This is a genomic window from Burkholderia sp. YHN3-13 (assembly GCF_055810675.1).
The window spans coordinates 1-17,036 of sequence record NZ_JBVVNQ010000034.1 but is presented as its reverse complement, the minus strand read 5'-3'; the positions used below and the strand labels follow the sequence as shown (position 1 = coordinate 17,036).

Annotated in this window: 14 protein-coding genes; 8 read left to right on the top strand and 6 right to left on the bottom strand. The window is 69.9% G+C overall.

Going from position 1 to position 17,036, the window contains the following annotated elements:
• Nucleotides 1-129: 129 nt before the first annotated feature.
• Complete coding sequence (locus tag AC0KUR_RS36330; RefSeq protein WP_034189559.1) at nucleotides 130-1,182, top strand: AraC family transcriptional regulator; 1,053 nt, start codon at nucleotides 130-132, stop codon at nucleotides 1,180-1,182.
• A 21-nt stretch (nucleotides 1,183-1,203) separates the two neighbouring features.
• On the opposite strand, the gene AC0KUR_RS36325 is transcribed toward AC0KUR_RS36330, so the two are convergent.
• Both AC0KUR_RS36325 and AC0KUR_RS36320 read right to left on the bottom strand, forming a co-directional pair.
• Entirely contained in the window at nucleotides 1,204-2,619 is a 1,416-nt protein-coding gene (locus tag AC0KUR_RS36325; RefSeq protein ID WP_473377260.1) for a 3-deoxy-D-arabino-heptulosonate 7-phosphate synthase, read from the bottom strand.
• 130 nt (nucleotides 2,620-2,749) lie between these two features.
• The gene (locus tag AC0KUR_RS36320) at nucleotides 2,750-3,511 is read right to left on the bottom strand and encodes a 2-keto-4-pentenoate hydratase (protein WP_034189561.1); all 762 of its coding nucleotides are present in this window, start codon (nucleotides 3,509-3,511) and stop codon (nucleotides 2,750-2,752) included.
• Nucleotides 3,512-3,807: 296 nt separating this feature from the next.
• Here AC0KUR_RS36320 and AC0KUR_RS36315 point away from each other — a divergent pair, with 296 nt between their 5' ends.
• Genes AC0KUR_RS36315 through AC0KUR_RS36305 form a run of 3 tightly spaced genes read left to right on the top strand, consistent with a single transcriptional unit; the run spans nucleotide 3,808 to nucleotide 6,289 of the window.
• Nucleotides 3,808-4,287 carry a universal stress protein gene (locus AC0KUR_RS36315; RefSeq protein WP_034189562.1) on the top strand — a complete coding sequence of 160 codons (480 nt, stop codon included), beginning with the start codon at nucleotides 3,808-3,810 and terminating at the stop codon, nucleotides 4,285-4,287.
• A 15-nt stretch (nucleotides 4,288-4,302) separates the two neighbouring features.
• Entirely contained in the window at nucleotides 4,303-4,494 is a 192-nt protein-coding gene (locus AC0KUR_RS36310; RefSeq protein WP_034189563.1) for a DUF2964 family protein, read from the top strand.
• Between the two features lie 58 nt (nucleotides 4,495-4,552).
• Nucleotides 4,553-6,289: a phage integrase family protein gene (locus tag AC0KUR_RS36305; RefSeq protein ID WP_473377259.1), complete on the top strand. Its 1,737-nt coding sequence runs from the start codon at nucleotides 4,553-4,555 to the stop codon at nucleotides 6,287-6,289.
• Between the two features lie 52 nt (nucleotides 6,290-6,341).
• Here the strand turns inward: AC0KUR_RS36305 and AC0KUR_RS36300 are convergent, their stop codons facing one another.
• On the bottom strand, nucleotides 6,342-8,372 hold the full coding sequence (locus tag AC0KUR_RS36300; RefSeq protein ID WP_473377258.1) for an SMI1/KNR4 family protein: 2,031 nt from the start codon (nucleotides 8,370-8,372) through the stop codon (nucleotides 6,342-6,344).
• A gap of 284 nt (nucleotides 8,373-8,656) precedes the next feature.
• Between AC0KUR_RS36300 and AC0KUR_RS36295 the strand changes: the two genes are divergently transcribed.
• Together AC0KUR_RS36295 and AC0KUR_RS36290 are read left to right on the top strand one after the other, a co-directional pair.
• Entirely contained in the window at nucleotides 8,657-8,980 is a 324-nt protein-coding gene (locus tag AC0KUR_RS36295; protein WP_034189565.1) for a TfoX/Sxy family protein, read from the top strand.
• Nucleotides 8,981-9,051: 71 nt separating this feature from the next.
• Nucleotides 9,052-9,969 (top strand): hypothetical protein, encoded by a 918-nt coding sequence (locus tag AC0KUR_RS36290; protein WP_473377257.1) that lies wholly within the window; start codon nucleotides 9,052-9,054, stop codon nucleotides 9,967-9,969.
• A gap of 30 nt (nucleotides 9,970-9,999) precedes the next feature.
• On the opposite strand, the gene AC0KUR_RS36285 is transcribed toward AC0KUR_RS36290, so the two are convergent.
• Together AC0KUR_RS36285 and AC0KUR_RS36280 are read right to left on the bottom strand one after the other, a co-directional pair.
• Nucleotides 10,000-11,151 (bottom strand): branched-chain amino acid ABC transporter substrate-binding protein, encoded by a 1,152-nt coding sequence (locus AC0KUR_RS36285; protein ID WP_059561305.1) that lies wholly within the window; start codon nucleotides 11,149-11,151, stop codon nucleotides 10,000-10,002.
• A gap of 41 nt (nucleotides 11,152-11,192) precedes the next feature.
• Nucleotides 11,193-12,422: an NAD(P)/FAD-dependent oxidoreductase gene (locus AC0KUR_RS36280; RefSeq protein ID WP_059561303.1), complete on the bottom strand. Its 1,230-nt coding sequence runs from the start codon at nucleotides 12,420-12,422 to the stop codon at nucleotides 11,193-11,195.
• A 231-nt stretch (nucleotides 12,423-12,653) separates the two neighbouring features.
• Between AC0KUR_RS36280 and AC0KUR_RS36275 the strand changes: the two genes are divergently transcribed.
• Nucleotides 12,654-14,066 carry an aminotransferase-like domain-containing protein gene (locus AC0KUR_RS36275; RefSeq protein WP_059561300.1) on the top strand — a complete coding sequence of 471 codons (1,413 nt, stop codon included), beginning with the start codon at nucleotides 12,654-12,656 and terminating at the stop codon, nucleotides 14,064-14,066.
• A gap of 25 nt (nucleotides 14,067-14,091) precedes the next feature.
• Here AC0KUR_RS36275 and AC0KUR_RS36270 read toward each other — a convergent pair whose 3' ends face one another.
• Entirely contained in the window at nucleotides 14,092-16,266 is a 2,175-nt protein-coding gene (locus tag AC0KUR_RS36270) for a DUF4132 domain-containing protein (protein ID WP_473377256.1), read from the bottom strand.
• Between the two features lie 579 nt (nucleotides 16,267-16,845).
• Here AC0KUR_RS36270 and AC0KUR_RS36265 point away from each other — a divergent pair.
• Nucleotides 16,846-17,036, top strand: a 191-nt coding sequence (locus tag AC0KUR_RS36265) for a GntR family transcriptional regulator (RefSeq protein WP_143263557.1), incomplete at its 3' end; no start/stop codon positions are given.

The following is a 17,036-nucleotide window of genomic DNA, read 5'->3' as shown; positions in this document are numbered from 1 at the left end:
CGCCCGTCAGCGGGCGCCGGCCGACCGCTTGAATGGACGAATGGCCGCGTCGGCCTTGCGCCGGCGCAATTTGGTCCGATAATCGACGAACCGATTCCTCCTTTTCCACCGGTTCGATAAAAAACTGTCATGGATCAAGCGGCATTCGTCCCTGTTTTCAAGTTTCGCACGATCGACTATCCCGAGCCGGACCGGTTCCACGTCTGGGTCAAGGACATGCTGTGCGACTACCGGCTCGATGACGACGGCGGGCTTGGCCCGTTCGACGCGGAGGCGAGCGGCGCGGCAATCGGCCCGCTGATCCTGTCGGGCCGGCAATGGCGCTCGCGCGCGCCGACCTATACGGTTCGCAGAACGCCGCGGCGCATCCGCCTCGACGGGCAGGATTCGATCCGCTTCACGCTGCTGCTCGGCGGGCGGCTCGCGAGTCATACGGGCGGCCCCGAGCTGGTCAAGCGCGCCGGCGACCTGTTCGTCTACGATGTCGCGCAGATCAACGACTGCCGGGTCGACGCCGGCGACGTGATCAGCCTCGTCGTGCCCCGATACCTGTTGCCGGGCCATGCGGCGCAAGCGCACGGCCAGACGCTGACGAGCGGCGTGGGCCGCCTGGTCGCGGACCAGATGCTGTCGCTGTTCCGGAACCTGCCGAACCTGCGCACGCACGAAGTGCCGAGCGTCGTCCAGTCGATGTTGCTGCTGCTGGCCGCGGCCGTGGCGCCCACCGCGCAGGCGTTGAGCGATGCGCGCGGCCCGATCGACCACGCGCTGGTCGACCGGGTGCGCCGCTACATCGACGTGCACCTGCTGGAGCCGGACCTCACGCCCGAGCGGATCTGCCGCGACATCGGCGTGTCGCGGGCGCGGCTCTATCAGTTGTTCAAGGAGGAGGGCGGCGTGATGCGGCAGATCACGCGCAGGCGGCTGCGTCATGCCTACCACGTGCTGGGCGATCCGCAGCGCCGGCACCGGCGCATTGCCGAGATCGCCTGGGCGCACGGCTTCCCCGACGAGAAGTATTTCCACCGGCTGTTCAAGGCGGAGTTCGGCCATACGCCGAAGGAAACGCTCGAGTACGCGGCCGCGCCGGTGCTGCTGCCTTGCGGCGCGACCGACGCGCGATGGGCCGACGGCGGCCGGCTGGCGGGGTGGACGTTGCCGTTCGGCGTGCTCACCCACTGAGCGGACCGGGCCGCTCGCCGGTCATGCGTACACGCTGCTGGCGACCTCCCCGTCGTCGGCGTCGCCGATCGCGGCCCGCAGGTCGTCGATCGCCACCATCAGTTCGCGCACCTGCCGCAACGACGGATACTGATGCAGCACGGCGTGCCATTGCGGCACGGTCAGCAGCGCGTGCCAGATGACGCCGAGGCCGTCCGGATCGGCATCGGGACGCTGCTGCGCGAGCGCGCTCGCGTATTCGAGGCTCGCCTGCGCCGACAGCAACTGCATCCGGCTCCCGGCGCCCAGCAGGCGCGGTGTCGCGTCCGCGGCGGCGTCGCAGCAATAGAGCACTTCCCGTTGCAGCGCGGCGGCGTCGGTGGTCAGCGCGCGCAGCGACGCGCCATGCACGCGCACCGTGCCCTGGTGCGTCTCGAACGCGTAGACCGTTTCCGGATCGGCCTGCGCCAGCAGGTTCAGGCCGCGCAGCAGCCGCGGCAGATCGGTCGTCGCGGCATCGGCGGACGCTTTTGCTTCGACGAGGAAGCGGACGTTCCATGCGGATGCCGCGTCGTCGCTTCGTGCGCGTTCGAGCAGGATCGCGTCCCACTCGGTCTTGGCACGGTCGTGGCGGCCGGGGATCGATGACGGCACGCGCATCGACGTGACCACCCGGTAGGACCGCTGCCCGTCCACCGCTTCGAGCCTGCCGGCCAATGCGTCGAGCGCCTGTGCCGCGAGCGCCTCGACGGCCGCGCCGCGCTGCTGGGAGGCAACGCCCTGCGCGACCGCGATCGTGCTGCCTTCGAGCGGCCCCTGGCGGACCCACAGCGCGCGGTAGCGGCGGACGTCGTCGTCGGAAGCCAGCCTGTCGAGATGCAACAGGCGTTCGAGCGCGGGGCTGTCCTTCAGCTTGACGATGTCCTGCCCGAAAGCGGTGTCGGTCGCCATCTCGGGCAGCGCGAGCAGTTGCCGCAGCGTCGCATGAAGGTCGGCCCACGACGCGGTGGTGGCGGCCGCATGCAGTCGCGCGAGCGCGTCGCGTTGCCACGTCTGGGCGCTGCGCTCGAGTTTGGCCGGGTGCGCGATCGCATTGACGGCCGAGTACAGCGCGCGCCGGTCCTGCTCGGCGTGCGCGGACAGCGACGCATATTCGCGCACGTTCGGCACATCGTGCCGCAGTACCGATGCCTGAAACGACGGATCGCCGGATCGAGGGTCCATCGCGTCGCGGATCATCCGCGCGAGTGCATCGATGAAGCGCTGCCGCAATGCCGTGCCGGGCGCCTCGCCGTCCGCCCGCATCCGGCGCGCCTCCTCGATCACGATCGCGAGGGCGGTGGCCGGAGGCGTGGCGTCGGTCAACGACGCTGCGCTGTCGAGCGGCGGCAGCCGGTAGCGACGAGCGACGATGCGCAGGGTTTCGTCGAGCAGGGCGGGCAGCGGTGTCAGCGACATGGCGGGTTCGGGCGTAAAGGCGGTTCGCGGGGAGGCGGCCTTCGGGCCGGAACGCGCGACGTTGTGCAACGGTATCACGGCGTGCGGCGGGTGCACGGCGCCGTGCGCCTGCTGCCACGCGCCGGATCGATCACGCCGTCAACGTCACCGACAGGCTGCCGAGCTCGCCGAAGCGAACCGTCAGCGCATCGCCGAGCGGCACGTCGATCGCACCCGCATACGAACCGGTCGTCACGATCTGCCCGGCGCGCACCACCTCGCCGCGCGCCGCGAGGAAATTGACGAGCCACACCAGCGGCTTGAGCGGATCGCCGTCCGGATGGCGGCCGTCGATCGTGCGGTTCAGCGCGCCTTCGAACGACAGCGCCAGCGTCTCGAGCGGCACGTTCAGCCCGTCGGGCACGACCGGGCCGACGCACAGCCCCTGGTTGAATTGCCCGTCGGCCAGCAACTCGAACTTCGACGCGCGCGCGGGCTCCGCGTAGCGGCAGCCGAGCACCTCGAGCACGATGCGCACTTCGCGGATCGCCGCGCGCACGTCGCTTTCTTCATAGGGCCGCGCGCGCGCGGGCAGGTCGCGGTCGAGCACGAATGCGATTTCCGGTTCGATCCGCACGATCGGACCGCCGACGACGCGGTACGGCGCATCGGCTTCGCGGATCGTCGACGCGAAGATCGGCGCGAGGATCACGCGGTCGGGCGGCGGCAGCGCGCATTTCCATCCGCCGACGGGTTCGCCAAGCAGGTCGGCCACGCGCTGCTGGATCGCGAGCGCGGTGTCGACGTCCTCGGGGCGCAGCGCATCGGGCAGCAGCGGGCCGGGCGAGCCGGCATGGCGGGCGGCGACGAGATGCTGGGCGGCGCCGTCCACGCGTTCGGTAGTCGTTGTCATGTCGGTTGAGCGAGTTGAAAGTGGGGCCGGCAAAAAAGGGCCGGACGAAAGTCGCACATCCGATGATAGCGCCTTCGGCGCGATGGCCGCTCGAAAGCCCCTCGGCGGGCCGGTCATCCGCCCGGTTCGCCGCGCTGCCGACGACGCAAGAGGCCGGTCCTGCGTCGCGTCGGTTTGCCGCATGCACGGTTCCGGCCGGGGTTGACGATCGTCAATATCCGGCCCCCGCGTCGGCCGATGATGGTGACATGGCCGCGTGCGAGGGGGCGCGCGGCGTTCACCCCAGCGAGGTTCGTATGTACGAAAAGATCATGGTGGCCGTCGACGGCAGCGCTTCGTCGAAACGGGCGCTGGCCGAGGCCGTGAAGGTGGCGCTGGCGGCCGGCGCGCACGTCAGCGCCGTGTACGTGGTCGACAAGTCGGTGTTGTTCACGTATGCGGGCCGTTTCGATCCGCACGCGCTCATCGAGGAAATCCGCGACGACGGGCGCAAGGTGCTGCGCGAAGCCGAACAGGTCATCGCGCTGGCCGGCGCGAAGGGCGAGGCCGAACTCGTCGAGACCGAAAGCATCGGCGAGGATATCGCGGAACGCCTGCAGCGCTACGTGAAGGAACGCGGCATCGATCTCGCGGTGGTCGGCACGCACGGGCGGCGCGGTATCCGCCGCGTGCTGCTCGGTAGCGTCGCCGAGCACTTCGTGCGCGGCGCGAAATGTCCGGTGCTGCTGATTCGCGGCGACGATGCCGACGAGCCGGCGGCTGCCGCGGCAGCGTAACGCGGACGACACGCGATGATACGTCGCCAGTACCGCATCGTCGTCGCGGCGATCGCCGTGTTCGTGTCGCTCGCCGGGATGATGGCCGTCGTGACGGGGTTGCTGTTCGATACCCCGACGGCGCTGCGCGGCGGCGCGATCGCGTTGATCGTCGGCGTGGCCGGCTTCGTCGTGATGCTCAATCCCGGGCCGAAAGGCGAGGAGTGACGCCGGGACGCGCGGCCGCGTGTACCCGGCCGCGCACGCTTCTGTCAAACTGGCGCCCATGAAACCGCGCCTCATTTCACCGCCTTCCTCCGATGCCGCGCCTGCGCCCGCGGGCTTTCCCGACGCCGACGAACTGGCCGCGCTGCGCGCGTGGTACGCGGGCATGACCGTGCGCCAGGCCGTCGAACGCTACCTGCCCGATCGCCTCGGCGCAGGACGGTCCGCGCGCGGCGTGATCGGCGCCATTCGCCGCCGCCTCGTGCGCGTCGCGCGGCAGGCCGGCCGCCCCGATCTCGCGGAACGGCTCGGCCATCCCGACGGTGAGCGTGTGCGGGAGGCGAAGGCCGCGACCGAAGCAATCGGCCTGCTGCGTCACGCGCGCGCGCCGTTGCCGCAGATCAGCGACGACGTCGGCCTTTGGCTGCCCGCGCGCGCGGTCGTCGCGCTGCGGGCGCACGGCATCGCGACGCTGGCCGACCTGACGGTACGCATTCCGCGCCGGCGCCAGTGGTGGACCGCGATCGCGGGCCTCGGCGTGGCCGGCGCGCGGCGCATCGAGGCATTTTTCGCCGAGCATCCCGACCTGACGGAGCGGGCGCGCGCGCTGATCGCCGCGACGCCGCGCGGCAGCATCGTGCCGTGGGAGCAGTTGAAGCTGCCGCACGAGGTCGACGGCTCGGCCGGCACGTTCCGCGCGCCGCGCGCGACCAGCACGCTCGACGCGGACAACGATTACGCGGCCGTGCACGCGTGGCTGTCGCTGCACGAATCGGCCGCGACGCGGCGTGCATACCGCAAGGAAGCCGAGCGGCTGATCCTGTGGGCCATCGTCGAGCGCGGGCGCGCGCTGTCGTCGCTGACGACCGAGGATGCGGTCGCCTATCGCGCGTTCATCCGGCGCCCGACGCCGCACGAACGCTGGGTCGGGCCCGTGCGACCGCGCGGCGCGCCCGACTGGCGGCCGTTCTCGGGCGCGCTGTCCGCGCGGTCGGCGGCGTACACGCTATCGGTGCTCGGGGCGCTGTTCCGCTGGCTGATCGAGCAGCGCTACCTGCTCGCGAACCCGTTCGCGGGCGTGAAGGTGCGCGATACGCGCGGCGCGAACGCACTCGACACGTCGCATGCGTTCACCGAAGGCGAGTGGCTGCTGGTCCGCACGATCGCCGACGGCCTCGAGTTCCGGACGCGCGCGGCTGACGGCGCGCCGCAGCCGGGCTGGACGCCGGCCGCCGCGCAACGGCTGCGCTTCATTCTCGATTTCGGCTATGCGACCGGGCTGCGCGCGAGCGAGCTGGTCGGCGCGACGCTCGGCGGCATCGAGACGGATGCGCACGGCGACGCATGGCTGAAGGTGATCGGCAAGGGGAGCAAGGCCGCCCGCGTCGCGCTGCCGCCGCTCGCGCGCACGGCGCTCGACCGCTATCTGGTCGCGCGCCGGCTGCCGGTCACACCGGTGCGCTGGCGGCCCGATACGCCGCTGATCGCGAGTCTCGCGGAAGACGAGGCGGCCGCGATCACGAGCGTGCGGCTGTGGAAGGTGATGCAGCGCTTCTTTGCGCAGACGGCGGATGCCGTCGAAGCCGATAACCCGGCGCTCGCGCAGAAGCTGCGGCAGGCGAGCCCGCACTGGATGCGGCATACGCATGCGACGCACGCGCTTGCGCGCGGGGCCGAGCTGACGACCGTGCGCGACAACCTGCGGCATGCATCGATCTCGACGACGTCGATTTATCTGCACGGCGACGACGTGAAGCGCGCGCGGCAGATGTCGAGCGCGTTTGCGGCCGACAAGTAAGCGGATGGCGCGGCGGCGCTCGCGCCCGTTTGCACCCGTTTGCGCGAGCCGGTCAGTCGGCGGCCGGGCCGTCGCGTTCCGCCGCCACGCGTGCGAGCCATTCCGCGTAACTCGATGCGACGCGCTCACGCAGTTCGTCGTCGTGCCACACGCGGATCACCTGGCCGCTCACGCCGCCTTGCGCGGGATCGAGGTCGATGCAGAGATGATTGCCGCTGCCGTCGTGCGTGAACGGAATCCACTTGAGGTTGTACCAGTCATCGCGGACGCCGGCATCGGGTTCCGACGTCATGCCGGCGAAATCGCCGCCGGAAACGAGTGTCCGCCAGATCGTCCATTGCGCGACGATCTCCTGCGCGCCGAGCAGCGCATCGCTTTCGGTGAAGACGGCGTCCGGATCGGCTTGCCCGTCGTGCAGCCGGAGGCTGTCGATCACGTCATCGGGCAGCGTCGCGCCCAGTGCGGCAGGCAATTCGGCCAGCACATGATCGTCGGCCGGCCCGTTCAGGCCGCCCGGCAAGCTGGCGGGATGAGCGGCGATCGCACGTTCGATGCGTTGCCACGCTTCGCGAACATCAGGCGTCGCGGGGCCGGCAACCGGTACGTCGGGAGAAGGTGAGGTCTGCCGCGGTTGCGCCGGAACGTTCGCGGTTTCGTCCGGCGTCACGCCGGCGTGCGAGGCGCGCGCGCTCGTGCCATCCAGCCGCAGAAACAGAACGGGCGTCCCGGCCGGCAGTACCTCGACGCCCGCCGGGATCGCGACGAGCGCATCGGCCTCGGCGACACCGCGAATCGGCCCGTCGCCCTGGAACGGCAGCAGGCGGACTCGCGATTCGCCGCGTTCGGTAGCGGACAGGCAGCCCCATCGCATCCCGTTGCATTCGGCATCGGGTTCGATGTCGTGCGCGGTCAGCGCGGTTTCCCAGCAAGGGCCCGGTGCCGCAACATGTTCCAGCAGGTCGAGCACGTGCGGAACGATCGTGTGCATCAGCACGGCGACGCCGCTCGCATGGCCGGGCAGATTGACCAGCACGGCCTGGTCGTAACCGACGCATGTTTCCGTTCGGTAGACGACGCCGTCCGGCCGGGTGGATTGCACGGTCCACTTCGTCGGCGGCGAACGGTCGTCGCTTCGCCCGACATTGAACCGCTCGCCGGGTGTCTGCCTGATCCGGATCGTCTCGCGATCGTTCGCGTAGACCGTCTGCGCATTCAGGCCTCGCATCTCGAACGGCGCGCCCGCCGGCAATCCGGCGCCGACAATCAGGTCATAGCGCCCGGAAAGCGCGCCCAGCTGTTGCTTGAACACGCTTTCGTCGCGTTCCGTATCGGGCGAGCACGGAAACGACGAGGGCAACGGCAGGGTTTCCGCGGCCGGCACCGCGTATCCCCATTGCCGCAGTACCGCGCGGAGATACGGACCCAGCGAGTCGAATCGCTGCCAGGGCTCGCGTGCATGGCCCGGCGGCACCACGTCGTATCCCGCGATCACGACGCCGATCCGCGGCCGCTTCGTGACGACGACGTCGCGCACGCCCGCGGCTATCAGCCCCGCCAGCCGTGCGGGCGTGATCCGCATCCCTTTCGCGAGCAGCACCTGTCCTTTCCGGAATTCGCTGCCGACGGCGATCACGTGCTGTCCGGCCGCGAGCGGCGCATGGAAGCGCAGGCGTGCGCCCGCGTTCCCGTCGATCCATCGATGCTCGGCCTTCGGCGCAACCGCGTCGGCGTGCGCCGGCATCGCGACGTAGGCCGGAATGCCGGCCGCTTGCCGTGCGTCGAGTGCGCGGGCGGCCGGGCTGGCCGTTCGCGACGCCAGCGGGGCCAGCCGGAGTTCGCAATCGAGCTCGACGGGTTCGCGGCGGGAGGCCGCTGCGGTATCGGCCGCGCGCAGCGCGTAGCCGTCGCAGGCGGCGAGCGGAACGGACGGAACGTCGTCGGGGGCGATGACGTCTTCAGCCGTGACGCGCCATGCGGCGTCGTCGACCGGAACCGTCTCGCGCCGCATCGCGCCGGGGACGAGAGATCGGCATCGTTCGTAGGCTTGCCCGAGCCATGCGGGAAGGTTGGCGGGTACGCTCATCGACATCCTCGTCGTGATTCGTGATGCTTCATTGTGCGGCCTGATCGCCGGCGCGTCGCGCCCGACATACGATCGAGGCCGGATTTTCGTGAAGCGCCATTGGACGATTCATCGCGCCGCGATGTAACTGTCAGCTGTGTCAGGAGACGGCCGGCCGGGAACGCCGGTCCATGACCGAACACGCTTTCCGTCGACGAATGGATGACGCGCCACGGCGTATCCGCCGAGGCAACGGAACGGTCGGTGTACGCTGCGGTCATAATTTTTTTTGCAAGGAGCAGCGCATGGCATCGAGCCAGGGCACGGTCGATTTCATCGTCGAGCAGAGCGCGGCGGCCGGTACGGTATCGGCGCGCAAGATGTTCGGGGAATACGGCATCTATTGCGACGGCAGGATGGTCGCGCTCGTCTGCGACGACCGGCTGTTCGTCAAGCCGACACCGGAAGGACGCGCGTATCTCGGCGCCTGCGAAGAGGCGCCGCCGTATCCGGCCGCGAAGCCGCACCTCGTCATCCCCGGCGATCGCTGGGACGACCGCGAGTGGCTGGCCGCGCTGATCCGGATCACCGCCGCGCAGTTGCCGATGCCGGTGAAGCGGAACCGATAGCGGCAGCGCGCGGCATGCAGGCGTATTCTGTGACACAGGCGCGCGCCCATCGCGCGGCAGGGAGTACAAGAATGGAGACATCCGGACATTCGCGCGGCACGTGGCGTGCCCGCCGCGTCTGGCACGCGTGCGTCGCGGCGCTGTGCGTCGGCTGGAGCGCGCTGTCGTTCGGCGCCGATGGCGCGAACGGCGCGGCCGCGTTGCTCGATCGTTATCGCAGCCTCGGCGCGCAACTGAAGGACAACGCGTTTCACCGGCCGTTGTACCTCGAGTCGGCGGAGGCGTCGTCGTCGCTGAAGGGCGACATCTACGCGGTGGTCGACTATCCGTTCGCGGTCGTGAGCGGCCAGCTCGACGATCCCGCGCAGGGCCCCGCGAACTGGTGCGCGGTGCTGATCCTGCACCTGAACACGAAATACTGTCATGCGTCGAGCGGCGGCAACGGGCCGGTGCTCGACGTGAACCTCGGCCGCAAGATCCAGCAGAAGCTGTCGGACACCTATCGCGTGCAGTTCCGCTATCGCGTGGCGGCCGCGACGCCCGACTACTTCCAGGTCGATCTGGCCGCCGACAGCGGCCCGATGGGCACGAAGGATTACCGGATCGCGCTGGAGGCCGTGCCGGTCGGCGCGTCGCGCACGTTCCTTCACCTCACGTATTCGTATGGTTTCGGCACGGTCGGCCGGATGGCGATGAAGACCTACCTCGCGACGGTCGGCAGCGACAAGGTCGGGTTCACGAACGTCGGTGCATCGGCCACGCAGCCGCAATACGTCGGCGGCGTGCGCGGGCTACTGGAGCGCAACACGATGCGCTATTACCTCGCGATCGACACGTATCTCGCGACGCTCGACAAGCCGCTCGACCAGCGCCTCGCGCGCTGGTTCGATGCCACCGAGCAGTATCCGCAGCAACTGCACGAAGTCGAGCGGAGCGCGTATCTGCAGATGAAAGCGCAGGAGGTGCAGCGGCAGCAGGCGGCGCGGTGACGCCGCCCGCCGTCGGCTGCCCGGCGTCGATCAGTTCGACGCGCCGCCGACCGTGCGAATGCTGTGCCACTGCCCCTGTTCGACGCGGAACAGCGTGTATGGCGGCTTGATCAGGTCGCCGCGCTCGTCGAACGAGATCTTGCCGGTCACCCCGGTCACCGCCACACCCGGCAGGCTCGCGACGATCTTGCCGCGATCGAGCGAATCGGCCTTGCGGACCGCCGCGATCATCGCGAGCGCCGCATCGTAGGCGAACGGCGCATACAGCTCGACGTCCTGGTTGAAGCGCGCCTTGTAGCGCTGCGCGAACGCGACGGCCGACGGCAGCTTGTCGAGCGCGGGGCCGGGCTCCAGATCCTGCGTGCCTTCGCCCGCGTTGCCGGCGATCTTCAGGAATGCGTTGCTTTTCAATGCGCCGGCGCCGAACAGCTGCGCACGGATGCCGAGCGAGCGCATCTGCTTGACGAGCATCGCCCCCTGTTCGTCGAGCCCGCCGAAGAACAGCAGGTCGACGTTGTTGCTCTTCATCGTCGTCAGGATGCCGCGGAAATCGACGGCCTTGTCGTTCGTGTATTCGCGGCCGACGATGCTGCCGTGCGCGTCCTTCACGCCTTTCTCGAATGCGTCGGCGAGGCCCTGGCCGAACGCGGTGCGATCGTCGATGATGCCGATCCGCTTCGCCTTCAACTGCTCGACCGCGAAGCGGCCGGCCACCACGCCGCCGACGCCGTCGTGCCCCATCGTGCGGAACACGTTCTTGAAGCCCTGCATCGTCAGCTGCGGATTGGTCGAGCCGGGAGTGATCATCGCGACGTTCGCCTGCTTGTAGACGGCCGACGCGGGAATGCTGCAGCCGGAATTGTAGTGGCCGATCACGCCGACCACGCCGTCGTCGACGAGCTTCTGTGCGACCTGGATCGCGATGCGCGGATCGGCCTGGTCGTCCTGCACGTCGAGCACGAAGCGTACCGGCTTGCCGCCGACGGTCGGATGCTTCGCGTTCTCCTCGTCGAGGGCGAGCTGCGCCCCGTATTGCAGATCCTTGCCGACGCGCGCGACCGGCCCCGTCAGCGGGCCGGCGAAGCCGATCTTGACGGTTTCCGGGTCGGCTGCGAGCGCCGACCCCGCGACCGTGCCGATCGAGCAGACGGCCAGCCATACCAGCCAGTGACGACGATTCATGATGCTTCTCCTTGCGTGGGTGGAAGGGGGCGTGGCGCGCGTCAGAATCGCGCGGCCCGGTACGGCGCGAGGTCCAGCGGCGGGGCGCGCCGGGCGACGAGGTCGGCGACGAGCTGTCCGGTGATGCCGGCGAGCGTCACGCCGAGATGCTGATGACCGAATGCATGGATCACGCGCGCACTGCCGCGTGCGTGGCCGATGACGGGCACGCCGTCGGGCAGCGTCGGCCGGAAGCCGAGCCAGTTGCGCGTCGGCGCGCCGAGCGACGGCACGGCTTCGCGCGCGGACCGCGTGAGCAGCGCGACGAGCGACGGGTTCATCGGCGCGTCGAAGCCGCCGAGCTCGACGGTGCCGGCCGCGCGCAGCCCTTCGTCGAGCGGCGTCATATAGAAGCCGCGTTCGGCCCAGCCGACCGGCCGCGTGACGCGCTCTCCGGGCGCGCCGAACTGCACGTGATAACCGCGCTCGGTGTCGAGCGGCACCGCATCGCCGCATGCGGCCGCGAATTCGCGCGAGCGGGCGCCCGCGGCGACGACGACGTGATCGAACGCGCGGACCGTCCCGCCCGCCTGCACGTTCACGGCATCGCCGGCAGGCGTGATGCGCTCGACGCGCGCGCGATCGAGCGTCGCGCCGCCGGCGGAAAGGTGCGCGAACAACGCGCCGAGAAAGCCGTGCGGATCGGAGAAATGCCAACTGCCGACGAACAGCACGCCGCGCGTGAAGATCGGCGCGAGCGCGGGTTCGAGCGCGCGGATCGCGCCCGCGTCGAGCGTCTCGAACGGCACGCCGAGCCGGCGTCGCAACGCGAGCGACGGTTGCGCGGCATCGAACGACGCCTGCCGCGCATACAGGTACAGGCATTCGCGCGGCCGCACGAACGCCGCGAGCCGCGGCGAGGCGAGCAGCGGCGCATAACCGTCGGCAGCGCGCGACAACAGGGCGGCCAGCGCGCTCGCGCTGCGTGCGTGGCGCGCGGGCGTCGATGCGAGCAGGAACCGCGCGAGCCACGGTGCGCCGTGCAGCAGGTACGGCCAGCGGATACGCAGCGGGCTGTCGGCGGCGAACAGGAAGTGCGGCAGCTCGCGGAACACGGACGGCCCGTTCACCGGCACGCAGCCGTACGGCGCGAACGTCGCGGCATTGCCGAACGATGCACCCTCGCCGACGCCGGCCGGATCGAACAGCGTCACGCGATGCCCGTCGCGCTGCAGCCATGCCGCCGCGCCGAGCCCGATGAAGCCCGCACCCACGATGGCGACGTTCGCCATGACGCTTCCCCTCCGGTCCACAAGGTTCACACAAAGTTGCGATCAAGAATCACACAGTAATTTTTTGTGTGCAATCAAAAAGAGATTGTGTGGTGTTGGTGTTTACCCGATTTCAAACCGCTGAATCCGCAGACTTTTCCTTAAGCGTTTGACGGGGCGGGGATGTCATATACAATCGCTGGGCAAGTCAAAACGGCAGACAAACGCTTTTTGTGTGGTCACGGGCGACAAATGGCATCAGACAAACTTTCCGGCGAGCGTGACGGCGGCCTGCCGGCGCAGGCGAAACGGCCGACTTATGTCGAGGTATCGAGCTCGATCGAGGAGGAAATCCGCAGCGGCACGTATCCGCCGGGCAGTCGCCTGCCGCCGCAGCGCCAGCTCGCGACGGAGCTCGGCATCAACGTGTCGACCGTGTCGCGTGCGTACAAGGAACTGCAGCTGCGCGGCCTCGTGATCGGCAGCAAGCGGCGCGGCTCGCTCGTCACCGGCGGCGCGATGCCGAGCATCGCGCCGGCCCGCGCGGCGCTCGCGGCCGGCAACGGCGTGATCGACCTGACCGTGAACCGCCCGGCGACCGGCGAGTTTCTCGCAAGCCTCGCGCAGACGTTCGGCACGCTGCCGAGCGACCCGCGGTTCGGCGCGCTGCAGGAGTACCAGCCGCCGCAGGGCCCGGACTGGGCGCGGGCGGCCGGTGCGCAGTGGCTTGCCGCGCCCGGCTTCACGCCGTCGCGCGACCAGGTGGTCGTCACGAGCGGCGCGCAGCACGGGCTGTATGCGGTGCTGAACAGCCTGATCGGCACCGACGGCGTGATCGTCGCCGATCGCCTCACGTACTACGGCCTCAAGGCGCTCGCGCCGGTATTCCAGTTCGAGATCGTCAGCGCGCCGGCCGACGACGACGGCCTGCTGCCCGACGAGATCGAGCGGATCTGCCAGCGCATGCCGGTCAAGGCGATCTTCGTCGTGCCGAACCTGCAGAACCCGACCGTGACGACGATGAGCCTCGCGCGCCGGATGGCGCTCGTCGACATCGCGCGCCGCCATCACGTGACGATCATCGAGGACGACGTGTACGGCCCGCTCGTGCGCGACCGGCTGCCGGCGATCGCGGGGCTGTGTCCCGAGCTGACGTTCCATCTCGGCGCGACGTCGAAGATCCTCGCGCCAGGGCTGCGCCTTGGCTACCTGAGCTGCCCGCGCGACAGCGTCGCACTGTGTGCGGAGGCCGTGCGCACGACTGCATGGATGCCCGCGCCGACCTCGATGCTGATCGCCACGGTGTGGATCGAGGACGGCACCGCCGAGCGGATCATGGCCGCGCAACTCGCGGAGATCCGCGCACGTGTCGATCTCGCCCGCGAACTGCTGCCGGCCGGGCAGTTGAAGGCCGACCCGGCGTGCATGTTCGTGTGGCTGCGGCTGCCGCCGCCGTGGCGTGCCGACGACTTCGCCGCGAATGCGAAGGCGCGCGGCGTGATCGTGATGCCGTCGTCGACGTTCGCGGTCGACCGTGCGGAAATCGAGCACGGCGTGCGCATCAACCTCGCGTGTCCGGCCACGCGCGACGAACTCGTCAACGGGCTGCGGATCCTGGCGGGCACGCTGAAGGACCGGCCGCGCGCGCTGTTCGGGTCGATCTGACGGCGGGCACGCACGTTCGCAAGGCCTACTCGAGCAGATGCGCGACGACGTCGACGATCCGCTGCAGCAGCGCCTCGTCGTAGGGTAGCCACGGCACCGCGCGCAGCGGCGATGGCGGCGGCTCGAGCGGGGCGTCGACAGGCTCGCCGTCGCGCGTCACGCGGCCGGTCGCGCAATGCACCGACCACGCGCCGACGTGCACGTGGCGATCGTCGATCGTGATCTTCCCTTGCGCGACCGGTTCGGCGAACACGAGCGACAGCACGTGTTTGCGATGCCGCGCCATCACGCCGAGCGGCAGCGCCGACAACCGGTTCAGGCGCTGCCGGCGTTCGGTTTCGAGGTCGCGCTGGCGGGCCGGGTCCGCCGCGAGCGAAGCGGCGGCCGCGCGTGTCGCGGGGTCGTCGAGCGCGAACGCGGCCACGCTCACCAGCAGGTCGACCGCCCGCGCCACTTCGGAGAACACGACAGCGTCGATCTCGCCGATCGGCACCGGCACCCAGCGCCGGTCGTGCCGGCGCTCGAAGACCAGCCGGCGCGACGTGCCGTGGCCCTCCGTGCCGGGATAGAGCCGCGCATCGACGAGGAAGGTCGCGCGCACGTCGCCGAATTCACGGGCGAGCCCGTCGTCGTACGCGCGGATCGACCAGCCTTCGCGGCGCGCGACGCCGAGCAGCGGCCGGCTCGACAGCACGTGACCTTCGAACATCGCGGAATCGCTCGCCGACGCGTCGCCGTCGGCCGGCACGTAGTACTCGCGGAACGCCTGCCGCACCGGCTGCCGGAGCGTGCGGTCGACGATCGTGCGCTGCCACGCGAGCCGCTCGTGCGCGTCGGCCAGCAGCGGATGCCATAGCCGGATCGTGCAGTCGTCGGCGATCTCGCATGCGTGCCCGGCCGCGTCGCGCGGCACGACCTTGCCTTTCTCGATGTCGGGGATGAACGATTGCGTCGAGCCATCGCGGCCGCACGCTTGCCAGATCATCCGCGCGGAGAACGCGGCGCCGGCCGGCGTATCGACGAGACGCTCGCGCCATTCGGCATGACCCAGCGACATCGGCTGCCAGAAGCCGGCTTCCATGCAGGTGGCAAGCATCGCGAGCTGCTTCTTGTCCGGTTTCGCGTCGAGCGTCATGCGCAGCGCGGTGTGCGGCCGCTCGCCGAGCGCACGTTCGGCGGGCTTCAGGTTGCGCGCGAGCTTTTTCTGCACGCCCGCATGACGCACCGTGGCGAGCGCGTCGCGCAGCGCGCGCACGCTCTCCGGCGTCGGGATCGTCTCGACCGCATGGCCGAGCGCAATCGCGAGCGACTGCGACGGCACCGTCTTCGCGGTCGTCGGCGCGACGCATACGCCGGTCAGCAGCGGCCCGATCAGCGGGCGCAGCCATGCTTCGTCGCGATAGGCGGCCACGCGCGCGGCGCGCGCGACGACCTGCGCGTCGTCGGTCGTGAACGCGCGATCGGCCTCGTACGGCACGGCGCCGGCGTGCAGCGCGGCGACCAGTCGCGCGGCCTCGGTCAGCGCGTCGCGCGCGAACGCGACGTACGCGGCGTCTTCCGCGAGCGTGACGGCCGGGTCGCCGAAGTCGAGCCACAGCCGTTTCGGCGCGAAATAGCCGTCGTTCGTCGCGGCCAGCGCGAGCAGCGCGGCCGGCCCGAGTTCAGGCAACACGTCGAGTTCGCGCAGGCGAAACGGCGAATCCGCCAGCGCCTGCGCGTACGCATCGCGCCGCGCCGAGAAGTCGCGGCGGCCAGCGAACCAGTCGAGCGCATACGCGCCATACGCGGATTTCGCCCGAGGTTCGCCGTCTTCCGGTTCGCCCGCGATGCGCGCCAGTTCGGCCTGCAGCGCGGGCGACGGCAGCGCGTCGAGACAGGGCAGGTCTTCCAGCGCACGTTTCCATCCGCCGGGCGGAATGTCGCGGAACAGTTCGAGCGCGGCATCGGCGTCGACGAGCGGCACGAGGCCGAGCGCGTCGATCTGCCCGCGCAGCCAGCGCGCGAATTCGGCGCGTGGGTCGTCGTACGCGTGGTCGCGCAGCACGATGTCGTGCTCGGCGCGACGCAGCGCCGGCCAGACCGTACCGAGCGTGTGCGCATCGAGCGTCGACAGGTCGAGCGGCGCGCCGGTGAAGCGCGGATGGTCGGCGCTGCCGGTCAGTCGCGCGACGAGCCGCGCGGCGAGGTCGCGATCAGTCATCGGCGTTTTCCGGGCCGGCGGCGCGCGATGCGCGGGCAGTCGTTACGTTCTGACACCATTTCATCATCTGTACTGGTCGGGCGTTGCGGATCAAGGCGCCGGGGGGGCGGCGGCCCGTTCGATCGCATGCGCGGCGGGGCTGACTCCGGCCATGAAAAACCGTGCGGCCGCACAGTATTGCACCCCGGCGAGACGGTCGAACGAATGCCCGTGTCGCGGTCGTTCCAGGCCGATCCGGCCGCGCCGCGCGCGGTTTCCGGCCGCCAGGCCATTTCATAAGACGTACAGTTCTCCCGCCATGCGCGATTCGCGCCGAACTGTACTCTTGTTCGCGTGGTCGATGTGTGTACTCGCCGTCAACTGTTCTGCTCTTAAGATTCCACCATCAAGTGCACAGTGCCGCGGATCCAGTCGTACCGGAACCCTGCCGGCGCATCTTCAAGAGAGAGCCGCGATGGAAAAGGCAAAACCGGAGGGAAGGATCAGGAATCACGACGGCCCGGTCGGCGGGCGAAACACGTGCGTGCCGGACGCACACGGCAGGGCGGCGCGGCTGCGCATGCCGGCGGGAGACGCACGATGAAACTCTACGAAAAACTCGCGGACGACATCGAGCGCCTGATCCGCCAGGGCGTGTACCGGCACGGCGACCGGATTCCGTCGGTGCGGCAGGCGAGCCAGCAGCACCGGATCAGCATCACGACCGTGCTGCACGCGTATCTGCTGCTGGAAAGCCGCGGGCTGCTGGAAAGCCGGCCGCAGTCGGGCTA

Excerpts from the sequence above, each read along its gene's own strand:
- AC0KUR_RS36330 (WP_034189559.1), top strand. The coding sequence starts at position 130 with ATGGATCAAGCGGCATTCGTCCCTGTTTTCAAGTTTCGCACGATCGAC.
- AC0KUR_RS36325 (WP_473377260.1), bottom strand. The coding sequence starts at position 2,619 with ATGTCGCTGACACCGCTGCCCGCCCTGCTCGACGAAACCCTGCGCATC.
- AC0KUR_RS36320 (WP_034189561.1), bottom strand. The coding sequence starts at position 3,511 with ATGACAACGACTACCGAACGCGTGGACGGCGCCGCCCAGCATCTCGTC.
- AC0KUR_RS36315 (WP_034189562.1), top strand. The coding sequence starts at position 3,808 with ATGTACGAAAAGATCATGGTGGCCGTCGACGGCAGCGCTTCGTCGAAA.
- AC0KUR_RS36310 (WP_034189563.1), top strand. The coding sequence starts at position 4,303 with ATGATACGTCGCCAGTACCGCATCGTCGTCGCGGCGATCGCCGTGTTC.
- AC0KUR_RS36305 (WP_473377259.1), top strand. The coding sequence starts at position 4,553 with ATGAAACCGCGCCTCATTTCACCGCCTTCCTCCGATGCCGCGCCTGCG.
- AC0KUR_RS36300 (WP_473377258.1), bottom strand. The coding sequence starts at position 8,372 with ATGAGCGTACCCGCCAACCTTCCCGCATGGCTCGGGCAAGCCTACGAA.
- AC0KUR_RS36295 (WP_034189565.1), top strand. The coding sequence starts at position 8,657 with ATGGCATCGAGCCAGGGCACGGTCGATTTCATCGTCGAGCAGAGCGCG.
- AC0KUR_RS36290 (WP_473377257.1), top strand. The coding sequence starts at position 9,052 with ATGGAGACATCCGGACATTCGCGCGGCACGTGGCGTGCCCGCCGCGTC.
- AC0KUR_RS36285 (WP_059561305.1), bottom strand. The coding sequence starts at position 11,151 with ATGAATCGTCGTCACTGGCTGGTATGGCTGGCCGTCTGCTCGATCGGC.
- AC0KUR_RS36280 (WP_059561303.1), bottom strand. The coding sequence starts at position 12,422 with ATGGCGAACGTCGCCATCGTGGGTGCGGGCTTCATCGGGCTCGGCGCG.
- AC0KUR_RS36275 (WP_059561300.1), top strand. The coding sequence starts at position 12,654 with ATGGCATCAGACAAACTTTCCGGCGAGCGTGACGGCGGCCTGCCGGCG.
- AC0KUR_RS36270 (WP_473377256.1), bottom strand. The coding sequence starts at position 16,266 with ATGACTGATCGCGACCTCGCCGCGCGGCTCGTCGCGCGACTGACCGGC.